Source organism: Cyclobacterium plantarum (assembly GCF_011290685.1).
GTDB lineage: Bacteria > Bacteroidota > Bacteroidia > Cytophagales > Cyclobacteriaceae > Cyclobacterium > Cyclobacterium plantarum.
The window spans coordinates 143,708-158,898 of the sequence record NZ_JAANYN010000001.1; the positions used below are offsets into that span (position 1 = coordinate 143,708).

A 15,191-nucleotide genomic window follows, 5' to 3' on the forward strand; every position below is an offset into this window, starting at 1 on the left:
CTTTCTGGGGCTTTTTTTGTTTTAGTTGCCTGTATTAAACATAACTAGCTAATTGGAAATATTAAGCGTCCGATCATTGAATAAGTCTTACGGGACACATGTGGCATTGAAAGATTTCGACCTTTCTGTGGATCAGGGCCTTATTTTCGGGCTTTTGGGCCCCAATGGCGCAGGCAAAACTACTTTTATCAGGATTGTAAATCAGATCATTGACCAGGACTCCGGGGAAATATTGATTAAAGGGCAGCCGCTAAAAATGCGGCATGTAAGGAATATTGGTTATTTGCCAGAAGAGAGGGGCCTGTACAAAACCATGAAAGTTAAGGAGCAGTTGCTTTACTTTGCCCGGATTAAGGGCCTGAGCAAGCAGGATGCAATCGAAAGGATAAGCAACTGGCTGGAAAAGTTAAACCTGATCCAATGGAAAGACAATAAGATTCAGGACCTCTCCAAAGGAATGGCCCAAAAGGTGCAGTTTATAGCAACTGTTATTCACCAACCCGATTTGCTGATTTTGGATGAACCCTTTTCGGGATTTGACCCGGTAAATGCCGAAATCATAAAGAATGAAATTCTTGAACTGAAGCGGAAGGGTACCACTATAATCCTGTCTACCCATAGAATGGAATCGGTTGAATTGCTTTGCGACCATATCGCCATGATCAACAAGTCCCGGAAAATTCTGGATGGACCGGTCAAAACCATTAAGAACCAAGCCAAAACCAACCAGTTTAGGGTGAAAATGACGGTAGAAGACCAGACAAATGTGCCCCCCTGGGGAGATGTGGTGGCAGGTGAAGGGCATGTGGAATTTACCATAAGTCTCAACGGGCAGCAACCCAATGCACTCCTGGCCAATCTCATGCAGTATGGAGAAATACTGGGATTCGAAGAAATTGTACCCAGTATAGAGGAAATTTTTATCCAAAAAATAAACGAGAGTGATGAAGGGTAAGATTTTTTTAGTCATTAAGAGAGAATACCTGGCCAGGGTGAAAAAGCGGTCTTTTTTACTGGCAACCATCATTACCCCATTAATTTTTCCCACCATTCTGGGATTGTTCTTGTGGATTGCCATGTCTGATGTTTCCCCTGAATCCAGAAAATTCATAGAAGTGGTAGACGAGAACAATGCTTATTTTTTAGAAAATAATGAGTCTTTTACTTTTTCTTACGGCGGATTAAACCGCGAAGAAGCCAGGGAACTGGTGAATGATGGGGATAGATTTGGTTTTTTGTATATCCCTGAATTGAACCTGGACCAACCCACAGGAATTACCTTTTACAGCGAGGAAATTGCTCCCATTTCCATGATCACAAGTCTGGAGGCGGCACTAAAAAATAAAATTGAGGAATTCAGGCTTTTCGCCTCTGGCATAGACCCCGATGTACTTTCTTCCCTTAAAACCAACATAAAAATAAGCGCCGTTATCTTAGGCGAGCCCGGTGGTGAACGTGTTTCCAACTCAGTGGTCAATTACGCTGTGGGGTTTTTGGCCGGAATCCTGATTTATACTTTTATTTTTGTGTACGGCAATCAGATCATGCAGGGAGTCATCGAAGAGAAATCCAGCAGGATCATAGAAATCCTGGTATCCTCTTTAAAACCCTTCCAGTTAATGATGGGGAAAATAATTGGAATAGGGGCTGTGGGACTGACCCAGTTTTTGATCTGGATACTGCTGATCAGTGCCATATCCTCATTAGTGGTAGGCTATTTCGGCATGAAAATGCCCCAACAGGAATTGATGGAAATGTCCGGACAGCAGGACCTTCTCCCTGGAGCAGGTCAGGAGGGTATGGTAGAAATCCTGCAAATGGTGCAGGGAATTGATTTCATTCAGCTTACCCTAACTTTCCTAATCTATTTTGTGGGTGGGTATTTGTTGTATGGTGCCTTTTTTGCCGCCATAGGTGCGGCAGTAGACAGTCCTTCTGATGCACAACAATTCATGTTTCCGGTAACCATTCCCTTGTTGATTGCCTATATGGGCCTGTTTATTTTTGTCCTGGATGATCCCAACAGCAATGTTTCCTTTTGGCTTTCAATTATTCCATTTACTTCTCCGGTAGCCATGATGGGCAGGGTGAGTTTTGGGGTGCCCTGGGAGCAGCTGGCCATTTCCATTGGGTTATTGGTGGCAGGATTTTTATTTACTACCTGGCTGGCAGGAAAAATTTACCGCATCGGCATTCTGGTCCATGGTTCTAAAGTGGGGTATAAGGTATTGTGGAAATGGTTGAAGGATAATAGCTAAAGTTGTTTTTATCGGGTGTATCTTATGAGCCATCTCATTGTTGTCTAAAGACTCATACAGCTAGCCCATCGCTTAAATTAACGCCAAAACCCTTTATTCAGGCCATGAAATGGTGTCCGGCCGATTGCTTTGCTCCAATTTCCCAAACTGATAATCATTTTTTATTTTTCCCGATACAATAATGAGAGTTTAATATTGTTTCTCATTATGAACTTCCTTAAGTTCGGAATCATTATTTTGCAATGAATAAAAAATTTCAAGACCTGACATCTTTGGACCTCTACCAAAACAGGGGAAAAGTGAAATGGGGCGTGTTCGCTTTTTCTGTTATCATTGGACTCGGATCCATTTATTATACCAACACCCTGGTGGAGGAACTCAAAATCCGGGAAAAGCGGCAGGTGGATCTTTATGCAGAAGCATTGGAATATGCTTCTGTCAATTCTGATAACCTGACCTTTGTTTTTCAGGTGATCATTCAGGAAAATAAATCCATACCGGTAATCACCGTTAATGCTGAGGGAGAGCCCATTGAGTATAAAAACATAAATTTCAGGAAAAACAGCACCGAAGAGGAACAAAGGCTGCAATTGCTGGAGGAGCTGGAAACGATGAAAGCCTTGTATGATCCCATACGGCTTTCTGACGATGCTTTTATTTTTTATAGAAATTCTGACCTCCTGACCCGCCTGCAATATTATCCTTATGTGCAGCTGTCTGTTATTTTGGTGTTTGGAATACTTGCCTATGCTTTTTTCAACCAAAGTAAGGTGGCCGAGCAGAACAGGCTGTGGGCAGGCCTTACCAAAGAGACTGCCCATCAGTTGGGTACCCCGCTGGCTTCTTTGATGGCCTGGATTGATTACCTGAAAAACTCCCCTGTTTTCGATGAAAATCAGGAAGTCATCATCGAAATAGAAAAGGACATCAAAAAACTAAGCATGGTGACCGAGAGGTTTAGCAACATTGGCAGCAGCCCCGTCATCAAACCCGAAAATGTACATCAGGTGATTGGTGATGCGATCAATTACCTGAGACCCCGTATATCCAGTAAGGTATCCATTGAGCTCAACTCCCATGCAGAATATATTTATGCCCAGATGAACCGCTCATTGTTTGAATGGGTGATCGAAAATATTTGTAAAAATGCCGTGGATGCCATGAAAGGGCAGGGTGCCATTAGGATAAATATTGTCAAAGAAAGTGAAAAATATGTCCTGATAGATATCAATGATACAGGCAAAGGGATAGAGAAAAAAATGTTTGCCAAGGTTTTCAATCCAGGCTTTACCACCCGACAACGGGGATGGGGCCTTGGGCTTACCCTTGCCAAACGCATTATTGAAGGCTATCACAAGGGAAGGATTTTTGTAAATGCCTCAGAGTTGGGAAAAGGGACTACCTTTAGAATTGTGTTGTTGGGCGTAAGGGACAGTAGTGAATAATCCATTAAAAAAATCATTATGAACAGATACATCATTTGGAGCCTGTTATTCATCACCACCATGGTTGCTTCATGCGATTCTGGCGTACCCCTTGAATCTGAAGACACCAATGATTCAAGAATTTATAATGAACCACATCGGCCTCAGTATCATTTCAGCCCCGAAGCCAACTGGATGAATGACCCAAATGGAATGGTTTTTCATGAAGGCGAATACCATTTGTTTTACCAATATTATCCGGATAGCAATGTTTGGGGCCCCATGCATTGGGGACATGCCGTTTCAAAGGACCTGGTCCGCTGGGAACATTTGCCTGTGGCCATTGAACCAGATAGCCTGGGATGGATATTTTCAGGATCGGCAGTTTTTGATGCTGCCAATAGCAGTGGTCTAGGATCTCCGGAAAACCCTCCTTTGGTGGCCCTTTACACCTATCATGATCCGGTTGGAGCTGAAGCGGGAAAGGATGATTATCAAACACAGGGACTTGCTTTCAGCCTGGATAATGGCCGTACCTGGGAGAAATACCAAAACAATCCGGTTCTGGAAAACCCCGGTATCAAAGACTTTCGCGATCCGAAAGTGACCCAAATCGATCAGGGGAAGTGGATCATGTCCCTGGCGGTAAAGGACAAAATCAGCTTTTATGCTTCGGATAATTTGCTTGGATGGGAGCATTTAAGTGATTTTAACCCGGATTGGGCCGCTTATGGTGGAGTTTGGGAATGTCCTGATTTGTTTCCTTTGACAACACCTGAAGGGGAGCAAAAATGGGTTTTACTGGTCAGCATCAATCCCGGAGGACCTAATGGGGGCTCAGCCACACAATACTTTATCGGAGATTTTGATGGTAAAAAGTTTACTACCGAACAAAGGGCCGTGAAATGGCTGGATTATGGAGCGGACAATTATGCAGGTGTCACCTGGTCCAATGTCCCGGCTACTGATGGACGAAAGTTGTTTATAGGCTGGATGAGTAACTGGATGTATGCCAATGTAGTGCCCACGCAGGTCTGGCGCTCCGCCAATACCTTGCCCAGGAGTCTTGAGTTGTATTCCATCGATCAGGAATACCATCTGGCTTCCCGGCCGGTAAAGGAATTGGAAATGCTCAGGGAAGAAAGTCAGGTAATTTCCGGGCAAAACATTATACTGGAGCAGGAGCTGATAGAACTACAGCTTCAGAGCAGTGCTGCCGATTTCAGTATTGAATTCAGCAACTCGGCCGGAGAGCGGGTAATCATTGAAAAGGAGGGAGAAACATTGTTTGTGGACAGAACCGAATCGGGTCTGGTAGATTTCAATGAGGGATTTCCTGCCAGACACGGTGCACCTGTCGATGGCCTGGAAATAGAGGAACTCCGCATTTTTCTGGACCGGTCATCCATTGAAATTTTCATCAATAATGGGGAGCTGGTGATGACGGATCTGGTTTTTCCCAGGGAAAGGTATACCCGGCTATACCTGGAGGGATTTGAAAACGAAAATCAGCTACATTATCTAAGGTCCGTTTGGTAACCTGAGTTCGACCAATAAAAAGTACTTAATATGGGTTCTGATCCTTTCCTAAGAAAACGGATAATTTCCTGATAATGTAAAGCGTCAAATAATCAACCCAAATCTTAATTTTCAGCAACTCCTCCTTTAAAACGCCCCAGATCACAGAAGTGGTGAGGGATTTCAACTCATTGGACATTGATTTTTGGTGCGTTTGCGAAAAAATCTCCCTCTCCCCCTTAAAAAGGGGGATTCAACTGATCTGCTTTTTCTGTGTCTTTTTTAAAATGCGTAAAGATTAATCAAATGAACGCCACCGAAAACTGAATTCAGGTTAGACGGCGATTGACTTATAAAACAAGTGGAATCACCAAAAAAATTTAAACCGAACTTAGATGATTGGTAAAAAATCAAAGCACTGCCAATCCAGACAGTGCTTTGATTCAGGATAATATCAGGATAATATCAGGATTCTCCCAGGAAAGGATATCGGTAATCAGTCGCACTGACGAAGGTCTCCTTGATGGTTCTCGGAGAAACCCAACGCAGCAGGTTGATCATAGACCCGGCCTTATCGTTGGTTCCGGAAGCCCTGGAGCCTCCAAAGGGCTGCTGCCCCACTACCGCACCGGTGGGCTTGTCGTTGATGTAGAAGTTTCCTGCCGCATGGCGCAATTTGGCGGTAGCCATCTCTATGGCATAACGATCCCTTGAAAACACTCCTCCTGTAAGGGCATAGGGAGAGGTCTGGTCTACCAGTTCCAGGGCCTCTTCAAAATGGTCCCCCTGATAGACGTAAATGGTCAATACCGGTCCGAAAATTTCCTCCACCATGGTTTTATAAAGTGGGTCTTCGACCAATATGACCGTAGGCTCAATAAAGTAACCCTTTGATTTATCCACATTTCCTCCCGCGATTATCTCCACATTGGAGGCTTTTCTGGCTGCGTCTATATATCCGCTTATTTTATCGAAAGCTTTCTCATCAATTACCGCATTGATAAAATTTCCAAAGTCCTCGGTTCCCCCCATTTTCATGGAAGCCAGGTCCTGCAACAAATATTCTTTTACCTCTTCCCAGATATTTGAGGGAATATAGGCCCGGGATGCTGCACTGCATTTTTGTCCCTGGTATTCAAAGGCTCCTCTGCTGAGTGCCGTGGCAACGGCCTTTGGATGGGCAGATTTATGGGCAATGACAAAATCCTTTCCTCCTGTTTCACCTACTATTCTGGGGTAAGTTTTGTACCGTGAAATATTGTTCCCTATGGTTTTCCACAAATGTTGGAAAACACCAGTAGAACCGGTAAAATGTAATCCGGCAAAATCGGGATGAGAAAAGATCACTTCACCTGCTTCCGGTCCATCCACATAGATCAGATTGATTACTCCATCAGGAAGTCCGGCCTCTTTAAAAACCTGCATCAATACATGGGCTGCATAAATCTGGGTATGTGCTGGCTTCCAGATAACCGTATTTCCCATCAGGGCAGGAGCTGTAGGAAGGTTTCCGGCAATGGCTGTGAAATTAAAAGGAGTAATGGCAAATATAAAGCCTTCCAATGGTCTTTGCTCGAGTCGATTCCAGACACCCTCTCCACTGATAGGAGGTTGCTGGGCATAGATCTCCGTCATGAATTTCACATTGAATCGCAAAAAATCAATTAACTCGCAGGCGGCATCAATTTCCGCCTGGAAGGCATTTTTGGATTGCCCCAACATGGTGGCGGCATTGATTTTATCCCTGTATGGGCCTGACAACAGATCGGCGATCTTCAAAAAGATGGCAGCTCTTTGTTCCCATTGCATGTTTTCCCATGCAGGCTTAGCTCCCAAAGCTGAATTGATGGCTTGTGTTACATGACCCTTATCACCTTCATGATAATGGCCCAACAGATGTTGATGGTCATGCGGTGGATGAAGGGAAGATGTATTACCCGTTCTTATCTCTTCACTTCCTATATACATGGGAATATCTGCTACCTGGGATCTCGCAGAGGCAATGGCTTCCTGGAGGGAGGCCCGTTCCTTTGATCCTGGTGCATAGTTCCTGACTGGTTCATTCTTTGGTTCCGGTACATTAAAAAAGCCTTTTAGCATACAATTGTGTTGTTTACCTGGTTAGTTTATTTATAACAAATATACAAATAAACAACGGCTTAGCCGAAAGGAGGGTTCACAGGATGGCTCTTAGTTCGGATAGGTGTCTGATGGTAAAGGTAGATTGTACCGGATCAGTTATTCCCCGGGGGTTATAATAAACCTGATCGATGGCTGCGTTCCTGGCACCCAGTATATCGGAGTTTGGATTGTCCCCAATCATCAGACAATCATCAGGCTTGCTGCCAAGCTTTTCAAGTGCATGGACAAAAATTCTTTTGTCCGGTTTTCTGAATCCGGAGCTTTCAGAAGTCACAATTAATTTAAAGTATGGCGCCAATCCGGAATATTTTAATTTGGCGTATTGACTGTCATTGAAGCCGTTGGTGATGATGTGCAGGGCATATGCATTACTCAGGTAGTCCAGAATTTCGAAAGTATGGTCCATGACTTTGGATCTGGAAGATGTTTGGGAGACAAAATCCTTCTCGAAGGTGCTGGGAATATGGTCGGTTGACAACTTTGCCCTGGAAAAAACCTTGATAAAGCGGATTTTTCGCATATCGGATTGATTTACCTTGCCCCGGTTAAACAGGTCCCAAAGTTCATAATTGGTGGTAAGAAAGGCCTCAAAAAAGGATTCAAACGTGATTTCCCCCAACTCTGCTAACCGGTGACGGGCAAATAGTTCCAGAAGCGTGTCTCTGACATTGCTGTCATAATCCCATAAAGTATGGTCCAGGTCAAAAAAAATATGTTGGTACTTTTTCACACTGATTATTTTATTTTCTATATGGATTGTTTTGAATTTTATTTTTGGCCAGTTCCCTGTTGGAGTAGAGAATTTCATAAATCTCCTGATCTCTCAAGAGGTTCTGGTCTTTTTGGATGAATTTTAAAATCTGACCTAGTATTTCCTGGGCTTCTTCCAATACATAATAAAATGTCCACTGATCCTTTTTTCTACTGCCTATTAAACCCGCATGCTTTAAATAGGTTACGTGCCTGCTGGTTTTTGTTTGGGTAAAATCCAGGATATGCTCCAGATCCGATATACACAATTCCTGATTTTGCATCAACAAGTGCAGGATTCTCACCCTTGCTTCCTCAGAAAGGGCTTTAAATACCCGCATCCCATAATTTAAACTTATGTTTTTTAAGCGCATTTAATTAACTTTAACAAATAAAACATGTTGAAGTTAATGAATTCAGCTGTATTTCACTTATTATCGTGAAATCATTGGCTTTGTAACCAAACAGGCTTGATTATCTCCCGTAAATGAAAAGGAAAGGCCTACTGAAAAATAAAAGAAGTGAAAAAGTTTATCGCAATACTAGCCGTTTTTGTAGTGGGGTTTTTAGGAATTCACCAGTCTGCCACAGCTCAGGACACCCCTGATCGAAAAGTAGTGCAGTTATCTGGTGTGATCCTGAATGCTGACAGTACCACTGCGATTCCGGGTGTAAATATTTACGTTCCCAAAAAGGGTCGCGGCACCAGCAGTAATCGGTTTGGGTATTTTTCCATGCCGGTGGTGGCCGGGGACAGTGTGGTTTTTTCCTACATAGGACTTAAAAGACAGACCCTCAAAATTCCTGCGGATATAACCGAAGACAAGGTCAGCTATATACTGACCATGATACAGGATGAAATAGCGCTTCAGGAGGTGAAAGTGATGCCCTATCCCACCGAGGAAGAATTTAAAAATGCCATTCTGGCTGTAAATGTAGATGCAGAACCACCCCTTAACAGGGGCAACCTCAGCCCGCAATTACTTTTAAAGTGGGCTGAAGAAATGCCTGCTTCGGGAAATGAGAATTTCAGGCAATTTACCAACCAGCAAACCCAACAAACCCTGGACAGGTATGGTCCAAGGCCTTTGCCGCTACTTAACCCCTTTGCCTGGGCCCAGTTTATCAAATCGATAAAAAACGGAGACCTGAAAAACAGGGACTGAAATCAGGCAAGGCGAAAGCGTCACACAGTGATATGATTATTCTGGCGAGATTCTCCCGAGAGTAGCGACAGCTATGTGACCGTTCAAAAAAAAGGTATAAACACATCAAATGAACTGTGTAAAGCTCCGCTTAAAATTTTTCCGCTCATCACTTTTCAGATGAGATGGTCATCATCTATTTATTTCAAATAAATCAAAAAGGTATATTTGCCGAAATAAGAAATCTAAAAACATGAAAAATTTATTTGTTCTGGCCTTCCTGATCTTGTCTCATTCAGTTTTTTCACAAGACAGTAAATCCATAAGCCAGGAAAGACCAAAACTGGTTATTGGCATAGTAGTAGACCAAATGAGGCAGGAATATTTTTACCGCTATCAGGACAGGTTTGTGGAGGGTGGTTTCAAGCGCCTGATGAATGAGGGTTTTATGATGAAAAACGGGCATTATAACTACATCCCCACTTATACCGGCCCGGGCCATGCTTCGGTATATACAGGTACTACACCTGCTACCCATGGGATCATCGGTAACGATTGGTATGTGCGGTCATTGGGACGAACCATTTACTGTGCAGAAGACAGTACTGTTTCCGGGGTGGCCGGTAGCCCCTCCGGTGGAGAAATTTCCCCCAGAAACCTATTGAGCAGTACCATTACGGACGAACTCATGTTCGCTACCGGAAAGCGCTCAAAAGTCGTTGGCGTTGCCATCAAAGACCGGGGAGCTGCCTTACCGGCAGGACACCTGGGTGATGCTTATTGGTATGATGCCAAAACCGGGGAATTCATGACATCTACTTATTATTATGATGAATTGCCTGATTGGGCAAAAGCCTTTAATTCCAGAAAACTTCCGGAAAAATACCTGTCTGAGACCTGGGAAACCCTCTTCCCTCTGGAAAGCTACGTACAAGGAGCTCCTGATAATAATGAATTTGAATCCCCTTTTATAGGCATGGAAACGCCCACCTTCCCCTATGATTTGGCTGCTTTGAAAGAAAATAACGGCGGATTGGGCCTGATCAGTACTACTCCATATGGTAATACCCTAACCCTGGACCTGGCCTATGCGGCACTTGAAGGAGAGCAGTTGGGCAAAAGGGGAGAAACAGACTTTCTGGCGGTAAGTTTTTCTTCTACCGATTATATCGGACACAGGTTTGGACCTTCATCGGTGGAGGTAGAAGACAATTACCTCCGGCTGGACAGGGGACTGGCTGATTTTTTTGATCACCTGGATAAGGAAATTGGCGAGGGCGAGTACCTGGTTTTTTTGACCGCAGATCATGGTGTAGCGGATGTGGTGCGATACATGCAAAGTGAAAGAGTAGCTGCCGGAAGCCTGGATACCCGCTTTGTGCTGACGCAACTCCGGGGTTTCACCAATCAGCATTTTGGAGAAGGAAACTGGATTTTAAACTATTCCAATGAACAGGTATTCTTAAACCGCTACCTGGCAGAGGAAAAAGGTTTGTCATTTGGGGAGCTGCAAAAAGCAGTGGCGGATTTTATGTTGCGTTTTGATGGCATCAAGGAAACTTATACCGGTGAAGATCTCAGGCGCCTGGAATACACCAAAGGAAGGAAAAGCCTTTTGCAGATGGGTTTCAATCACAAGGCATCGGGTGATGTGATGGTGATTCTGGAGCCCGCCTGGCTAAGCAACTCGGTAAGAGGGACCACCCATGGCACAGGTTATACTTATGATACCCATGTACCTATAGTGTTTTATGGTTGGGGTATCAAGCCAGGAAGCAGCAGCCGTTATGCCACCATTACCGATATTGCACCTACCTTATCCATGTTGTTGCATACCCGATTGCCAAATGGAGCTTCCGGACAGCCTATTGGTGAGGTTCTGGATGTGGAATAATATACTTTAAGCGAAATGAAAAAATAAAATGCCAGACTGGTCAGTCTGGCATTTGATGTTTAATCCCTTGCCTGGCTTGGGTTACAGCTAGTCCCATACAAATTCCCCCAGCTCCATACTCCAGTCATTCCCAAAGAAACCGGCTCCTGCAACGGCCTCGTATTCCTTTTCAACTACTTCAGCTGCTTTGGGGCGTTCATGATTTTTCAAAAAATCAAACAGCGGCGGCCAGTCAGCAGAAATATTTCCAAACCAATGTCCTCCTCCCGGATATTCGTGATAGGCAAAATCCGGGTGAGAATCTGCCAGCAAGCGGGCCACCACAGGGTCAGCAGGAATTTAGTTGCGGGCATAGCGGGGATATTTTACAGAGACACCATAAGTGGTTACCCATCCTGTTTTGAAGATAATTTGATCGGGATTGCTTTGTGCCCAGGTGCTGGAAAATAATCCGGATAACAAAATGAGAGCCGGAAAAAAGGCTGCTAATTGCTTGTGCATATTTATTGGTTAGTGGTTAAATTTAAGCAGGTAATCGGTATTTGCTTCCTAATTGCTTTTCACTGGTTCCATTGGCTCAAAGAAAAGGCTTTTTGGATGGGTTTTTAAACCTAATTCTGAAATATATTTTCTCTATGCCAAATTAAATTATTTTTTAAAGGCCAATAAGCTTTCCTTAAAGGAAGGTTTATTGGTCTGTTCTCAAACTCCCTGATCCCATAGTTCGATTGATATTCACTAAAGCGTTCTGATACCAGGACCCGATAATCATTATCAATTGCAATCAACCCCCTGTCAAATGCGCGATGAAGGTTTGGACATAAAGCTATTCCATTCTTTATTGTATCATCAAAACTTTTGCTAAATGGTACAATGTGACAAGCATCAATCATGGATAAGTTTAAGGTAGCATCTATCCGCATCCCAGAAATGGCACAAGCGTGATCGTATATTTTTGGAACTTCTCTTTTAAAAAGATTTCCTCTAATGAATATTTCCTCCTCATCTTGTTGCTGAATCAGACTTTGAATTTCAATCTTATATTGTCCGGCAGATTCATTTAAAATCTTACTTTCAATCTCAACAAAAAGCTGTTCTTGCTTTTCTAAAGACAAATAGAAATCACTACTCCTGGTGGGGAAATATTCATCCAATAAAAACTGTTGTAATAAAAAGTTCTTTTTGGGATCTTTCATTAATGAATATAAATCCTCATTCAAAATAGCACAATCAACCGCTACATTTAAATTGGAAAAACTTCGCATGGAAGCTGATAAATGAATGATTTTTTCGAATCCCAATTTCGGAACCAGCTTCCAAAATTTTTCGCTTTTTAAATGATAAAAGGGTAAAGCAAATTGGCTATGGTGATTTGTGGTAACCAACGATGACCAGTTCGTCTTGAAAAATGCAACCAATTCAGGAGTTATCCTGATTTCGTTGGAATCGTTGACACCGTATTGAAACGTTTGTAATAAAGAGATTAATAAAATAGGTTTATGAGGTGCAATACCATGCGCCCTGTCTATTCTTAGTTTCTTAAAAGCAAGAAGATATTTTTTAAGTGTTTTATCCACTCTACCGGGATTGATTGAAATGAAAAAGTTAAATTATTAATTTAAAATCATTCAAAGTGAAATCTTTCAAGAAATTCCACCAACCCATTTTCACCAAAGCCAGTCTCTCAAGATAACCATGGCAAAGGTGGAAATAAATTAAAATACCTATTCCTTCGGAGGATTGATCATGATATGGGCGCGGTGGGTGCCGGGATCCATGATCCAGGGCATACCTGGGGCCTCCGGCTTGAGTGCCAGACCGGTACTTTCCTGGGTGGCCCAGGGGATATACACCACATAACGCAGGTAGGTGTTTTTGACCTCTCCTTGCATGGCATCATAATCCTCTGCCGCTGCAGTCAGGGCATACAGGGTAGCTCCTTCTTTGGGCATTTTGAGCGTGCCTGCCTTCGCCTCATTCTCCCGTGTGTCAAATATTTCCTTGAAATTTTTGCCCTCCTTTTTCAGTTCCCGGCCCCGTTCCATAAAGGGCTCCAGGTCCTTGTGGTAGCAAGCCACGTTAAAACCCTCCGCCTGGGGATCATCTGCAATGCAGACCAGCTCATTGCTGCCTTCCCGCAGTACGGTCCAGGTGCCCCCCGCATCATAACCGTATACCATGGCTCCATCCCTCAAATCCTCGGGAGCGGCCAGAACGGCAGTTTTTATTTGCATCGCTTTGGAAGGGATTTGCTGAGCTTCGGCATGAAAAAAAAGCATCAGGGCAAAAAGGGGTAAACAAAGGTTTTTCATGGTCAAGTAGCGTTTGTTTATTGGTTGTCTATAAGTCTTTAATATAAGGGCAATTTTTATAAAAATGAAGAAAAAGTAAAAAAGATAGATCTATCATTTGGCTTTCCTGGCAGATAAATGGAATAAAAAAGCCGCCGAAGGTAATCCGGCGGCAATTGAATTTTTTCCACTTACAGGCTTTACCTGTCCAAACGGGTGTTGGTACCATCCACGGGAGTCCTGTGCTCCCGGTTGGCCAGGTCCCAGGCAGTATGGAAGATCAACCGGGCCCGCTTCTCCATCAGGTCAAACTCGATTTTGTCTACCGTATCCGTTGGCTGGTGGTAATCGTCATGGACGCCGTTGAAAAAGAAGATCACCGGGATATTGTGCTTGGCGAAATTGTAATGGTCGGAGCGGTAATAAAACCGGTTGGGATCATCTTCCGCATCGTAACGGTAATCCAGGATCAGGTTGGTGTAGGTGATATTATTGTATTCATTAATGATTTTAAGCTGGGAAGAAAGCATTTCAGAGCCAATCACATAGACGTAGTCCTGATTTTCTGCATTCTGGTATTCATAATCAATGCGTCCGACCATATCTATATTCAGGTTGTTCACTGTATTTTCCAGGGGAAACACCGGGTTGTCCGCATAATATTCCGAACCCAACAGTCCTTTTTCCTCTCCGGTTACATTCAGGAACAAAATGCTGCGCCGGGGTTTGTTGCCTTCTTTGGCGGCATTGGCAAAAGCCTCAGCTATTTCCATCACTGACACAGTTCCGGAACCATCATCGTCCGCACCATTATTGATTTCTCCCTTGCTATTGATTCCTACATGGTCATAATGTGAAGAGATGACAAGCACTTCTTCTTTTTTATCCGTTCCTTCCAGGTAAGCCAGCACATTTTCCGTACCTACAATTTGCTTGTCTTTTTGTACCCGATACCTGACTTTCCGGGATGCAATGGATTCCGGGTTGTTTTTTGCGGCCTCCTTCAGTTCTTCTACTGGGGTTTCGAACAACTGGCCCATCTGTTCGGAGCTGACCATAAATACCGGTTTGTGTTCGGTAGGGCGATCAAATCCCAAACGGCCCCGGCCCGAAAGATTTTTGTATCGGTTGGCCATCCGGTCAAAATTGGCCTGGCCTTCCATGGTCACAATAATTACTCCCTCAGCTCCTGCATCCATCACCTTTTTGACGGCATCTGCAGAACGTGCACCAATGGCCCAAAGGCCTACCAGCTTTCCTTCCACAGCTACTTTTTCCAGGTTTTCTTCAGAGGCCAGGCCCAAAAACACCAAATCGGTTCTGATTCTTTTTTTCATATCCCCGTCACCAATAAACACAAAATCCTCATTCAGGATCAGATCCCTTTTCCCCACTCTTAATTCCACTTTCTCCCAACGCACACTGGAGAGTTCAAAAGATTGCAGGAAACTTCCGGACAATGGGCCGGTCAGGCCCTTTTTCCGGTAAAAATCCACCAGGTATTCGGCTGCCAATTTTTGCCCCTTTTCCCCGGTATCCCTTCCCTCCAGCTCATCAGAGGCCAGGTAAGTCAGGTGGTTTTCCAAATCCCCTGCCTGTATGGTAGCGGCATATTTTAAAGAAAGGTCTTCCTGTCCCAAAAGGGAAAAAGAAAGCCCGGTAAACAGCAAAATTGCTGCAATCATCGGTCTATTTTTCATTATGACTGTTTAAACGATTATAAATATGGTAAACTGTAAACCTATTCCTGGCCCAAACGGTTTATAAGA

General features: G+C 43.7%; 14 protein-coding genes. 6 read left to right on the plus strand and 8 right to left on the minus strand.

Annotation, left to right across the window (positions count from 1 at the left end; all coding sequences use genetic code 11):
* Positions 1-52: 52 nt before the first annotated feature.
* From G9Q97_RS00625 to G9Q97_RS00640, 4 genes are all read left to right on the plus strand, one after another.
* Positions 53-955: an ABC transporter ATP-binding protein gene (locus G9Q97_RS00625; protein ID WP_166142122.1), complete on the plus strand. Its 903-nt coding sequence runs from the start codon at positions 53-55 to the stop codon at positions 953-955.
* A complete protein-coding gene (locus G9Q97_RS00630) occupies positions 945-2,258 on the plus strand; it encodes an ABC transporter permease (protein WP_166142124.1) in 1,314 nt (437 codons plus the stop codon). The genes G9Q97_RS00625 and G9Q97_RS00630 overlap by 11 nt, the downstream gene beginning before the upstream one ends.
* A gap of 242 nt (positions 2,259-2,500) precedes the next feature.
* On the plus strand, positions 2,501-3,703 hold the full coding sequence (locus G9Q97_RS00635) for a sensor histidine kinase (protein WP_166142125.1): 1,203 nt from the start codon (positions 2,501-2,503) through the stop codon (positions 3,701-3,703).
* Positions 3,704-3,721: 18 nt separating this feature from the next.
* Positions 3,722-5,221 (plus strand): glycoside hydrolase family 32 protein, encoded by a 1,500-nt coding sequence (locus G9Q97_RS00640; RefSeq protein ID WP_166142127.1) that lies wholly within the window; start codon positions 3,722-3,724, stop codon positions 5,219-5,221.
* A 444-nt stretch (positions 5,222-5,665) separates the two neighbouring features.
* Here G9Q97_RS00640 and pruA read toward each other — a convergent pair whose 3' ends face one another.
* From pruA to G9Q97_RS00655, 3 genes are all read right to left on the minus strand, one after another.
* Positions 5,666-7,300 carry an L-glutamate gamma-semialdehyde dehydrogenase gene (gene pruA, locus G9Q97_RS00645; protein WP_166142129.1) on the minus strand — a complete coding sequence of 545 codons (1,635 nt, stop codon included), beginning with the start codon at positions 7,298-7,300 and terminating at the stop codon, positions 5,666-5,668.
* Positions 7,301-7,376: 76 nt separating this feature from the next.
* The gene (locus G9Q97_RS00650) at positions 7,377-8,072 is read right to left on the minus strand and encodes a YjjG family noncanonical pyrimidine nucleotidase (RefSeq protein ID WP_166142131.1); all 696 of its coding nucleotides are present in this window, start codon (positions 8,070-8,072) and stop codon (positions 7,377-7,379) included.
* A gap of 10 nt (positions 8,073-8,082) precedes the next feature.
* Entirely contained in the window at positions 8,083-8,466 is a 384-nt protein-coding gene (locus tag G9Q97_RS00655; protein WP_166142133.1) for an ArsR/SmtB family transcription factor, read from the minus strand.
* Between the two features lie 147 nt (positions 8,467-8,613).
* Here G9Q97_RS00655 and G9Q97_RS00660 point away from each other — a divergent pair, with 147 nt between their 5' ends.
* Together G9Q97_RS00660 and pafA are read left to right on the plus strand one after the other, a co-directional pair.
* A complete protein-coding gene (locus tag G9Q97_RS00660; RefSeq protein WP_166142135.1) occupies positions 8,614-9,258 on the plus strand; it encodes a carboxypeptidase-like regulatory domain-containing protein in 645 nt (214 codons plus the stop codon).
* 232 nt (positions 9,259-9,490) lie between these two features.
* Positions 9,491-11,131 carry an alkaline phosphatase PafA gene (gene pafA / locus G9Q97_RS00665; RefSeq protein WP_166142137.1) on the plus strand — a complete coding sequence of 547 codons (1,641 nt, stop codon included), beginning with the start codon at positions 9,491-9,493 and terminating at the stop codon, positions 11,129-11,131.
* Between the two features lie 87 nt (positions 11,132-11,218).
* Here the strand turns inward: pafA and G9Q97_RS00670 are convergent, their stop codons facing one another.
* From G9Q97_RS00670 to G9Q97_RS00690, 5 genes are all read right to left on the minus strand, one after another.
* Positions 11,219-11,455: a hypothetical protein gene (locus G9Q97_RS00670; RefSeq protein WP_166141907.1), complete on the minus strand. Its 237-nt coding sequence runs from the start codon at positions 11,453-11,455 to the stop codon at positions 11,219-11,221.
* A gap of 15 nt (positions 11,456-11,470) precedes the next feature.
* A complete protein-coding gene (locus G9Q97_RS00675; RefSeq protein WP_166142139.1) occupies positions 11,471-11,632 on the minus strand; it encodes a hypothetical protein in 162 nt (53 codons plus the stop codon).
* A 110-nt stretch (positions 11,633-11,742) separates the two neighbouring features.
* Positions 11,743-12,708: an HNH endonuclease gene (locus G9Q97_RS25255; RefSeq protein ID WP_166142141.1), complete on the minus strand. Its 966-nt coding sequence runs from the start codon at positions 12,706-12,708 to the stop codon at positions 11,743-11,745.
* Between the two features lie 147 nt (positions 12,709-12,855).
* Complete coding sequence (locus tag G9Q97_RS00685) at positions 12,856-13,443, minus strand: hypothetical protein (RefSeq protein WP_166142143.1); 588 nt, start codon at positions 13,441-13,443, stop codon at positions 12,856-12,858.
* 179 nt (positions 13,444-13,622) lie between these two features.
* Positions 13,623-15,122: a M28 family peptidase gene (locus G9Q97_RS00690; RefSeq protein ID WP_166142144.1), complete on the minus strand. Its 1,500-nt coding sequence runs from the start codon at positions 15,120-15,122 to the stop codon at positions 13,623-13,625.
* Positions 15,123-15,191: the final 69 nt, after the last annotated feature.

Excerpts from the sequence above, each read along its gene's own strand:
- G9Q97_RS00630 (WP_166142124.1), top strand. The coding sequence starts at position 945 with ATGAAGGGTAAGATTTTTTTAGTCATTAAGAGAGAATACCTGGCCAGG.
- G9Q97_RS00635 (WP_166142125.1), top strand. The coding sequence starts at position 2,501 with ATGAATAAAAAATTTCAAGACCTGACATCTTTGGACCTCTACCAAAAC.
- G9Q97_RS00640 (WP_166142127.1), top strand. The coding sequence starts at position 3,722 with ATGAACAGATACATCATTTGGAGCCTGTTATTCATCACCACCATGGTT.
- pruA (WP_166142129.1), bottom strand. The coding sequence starts at position 7,300 with ATGCTAAAAGGCTTTTTTAATGTACCGGAACCAAAGAATGAACCAGTC.
- G9Q97_RS00655 (WP_166142133.1), bottom strand. The coding sequence starts at position 8,466 with ATGCGCTTAAAAAACATAAGTTTAAATTATGGGATGCGGGTATTTAAA.
- pafA (WP_166142137.1), top strand. The coding sequence starts at position 9,491 with ATGAAAAATTTATTTGTTCTGGCCTTCCTGATCTTGTCTCATTCAGTT.
- G9Q97_RS00675 (WP_166142139.1), bottom strand. The coding sequence starts at position 11,632 with ATGCACAAGCAATTAGCAGCCTTTTTTCCGGCTCTCATTTTGTTATCC.
- G9Q97_RS00685 (WP_166142143.1), bottom strand. The coding sequence starts at position 13,443 with ATGAAAAACCTTTGTTTACCCCTTTTTGCCCTGATGCTTTTTTTTCAT.
- G9Q97_RS00690 (WP_166142144.1), bottom strand. The coding sequence starts at position 15,122 with ATGAAAAATAGACCGATGATTGCAGCAATTTTGCTGTTTACCGGGCTT.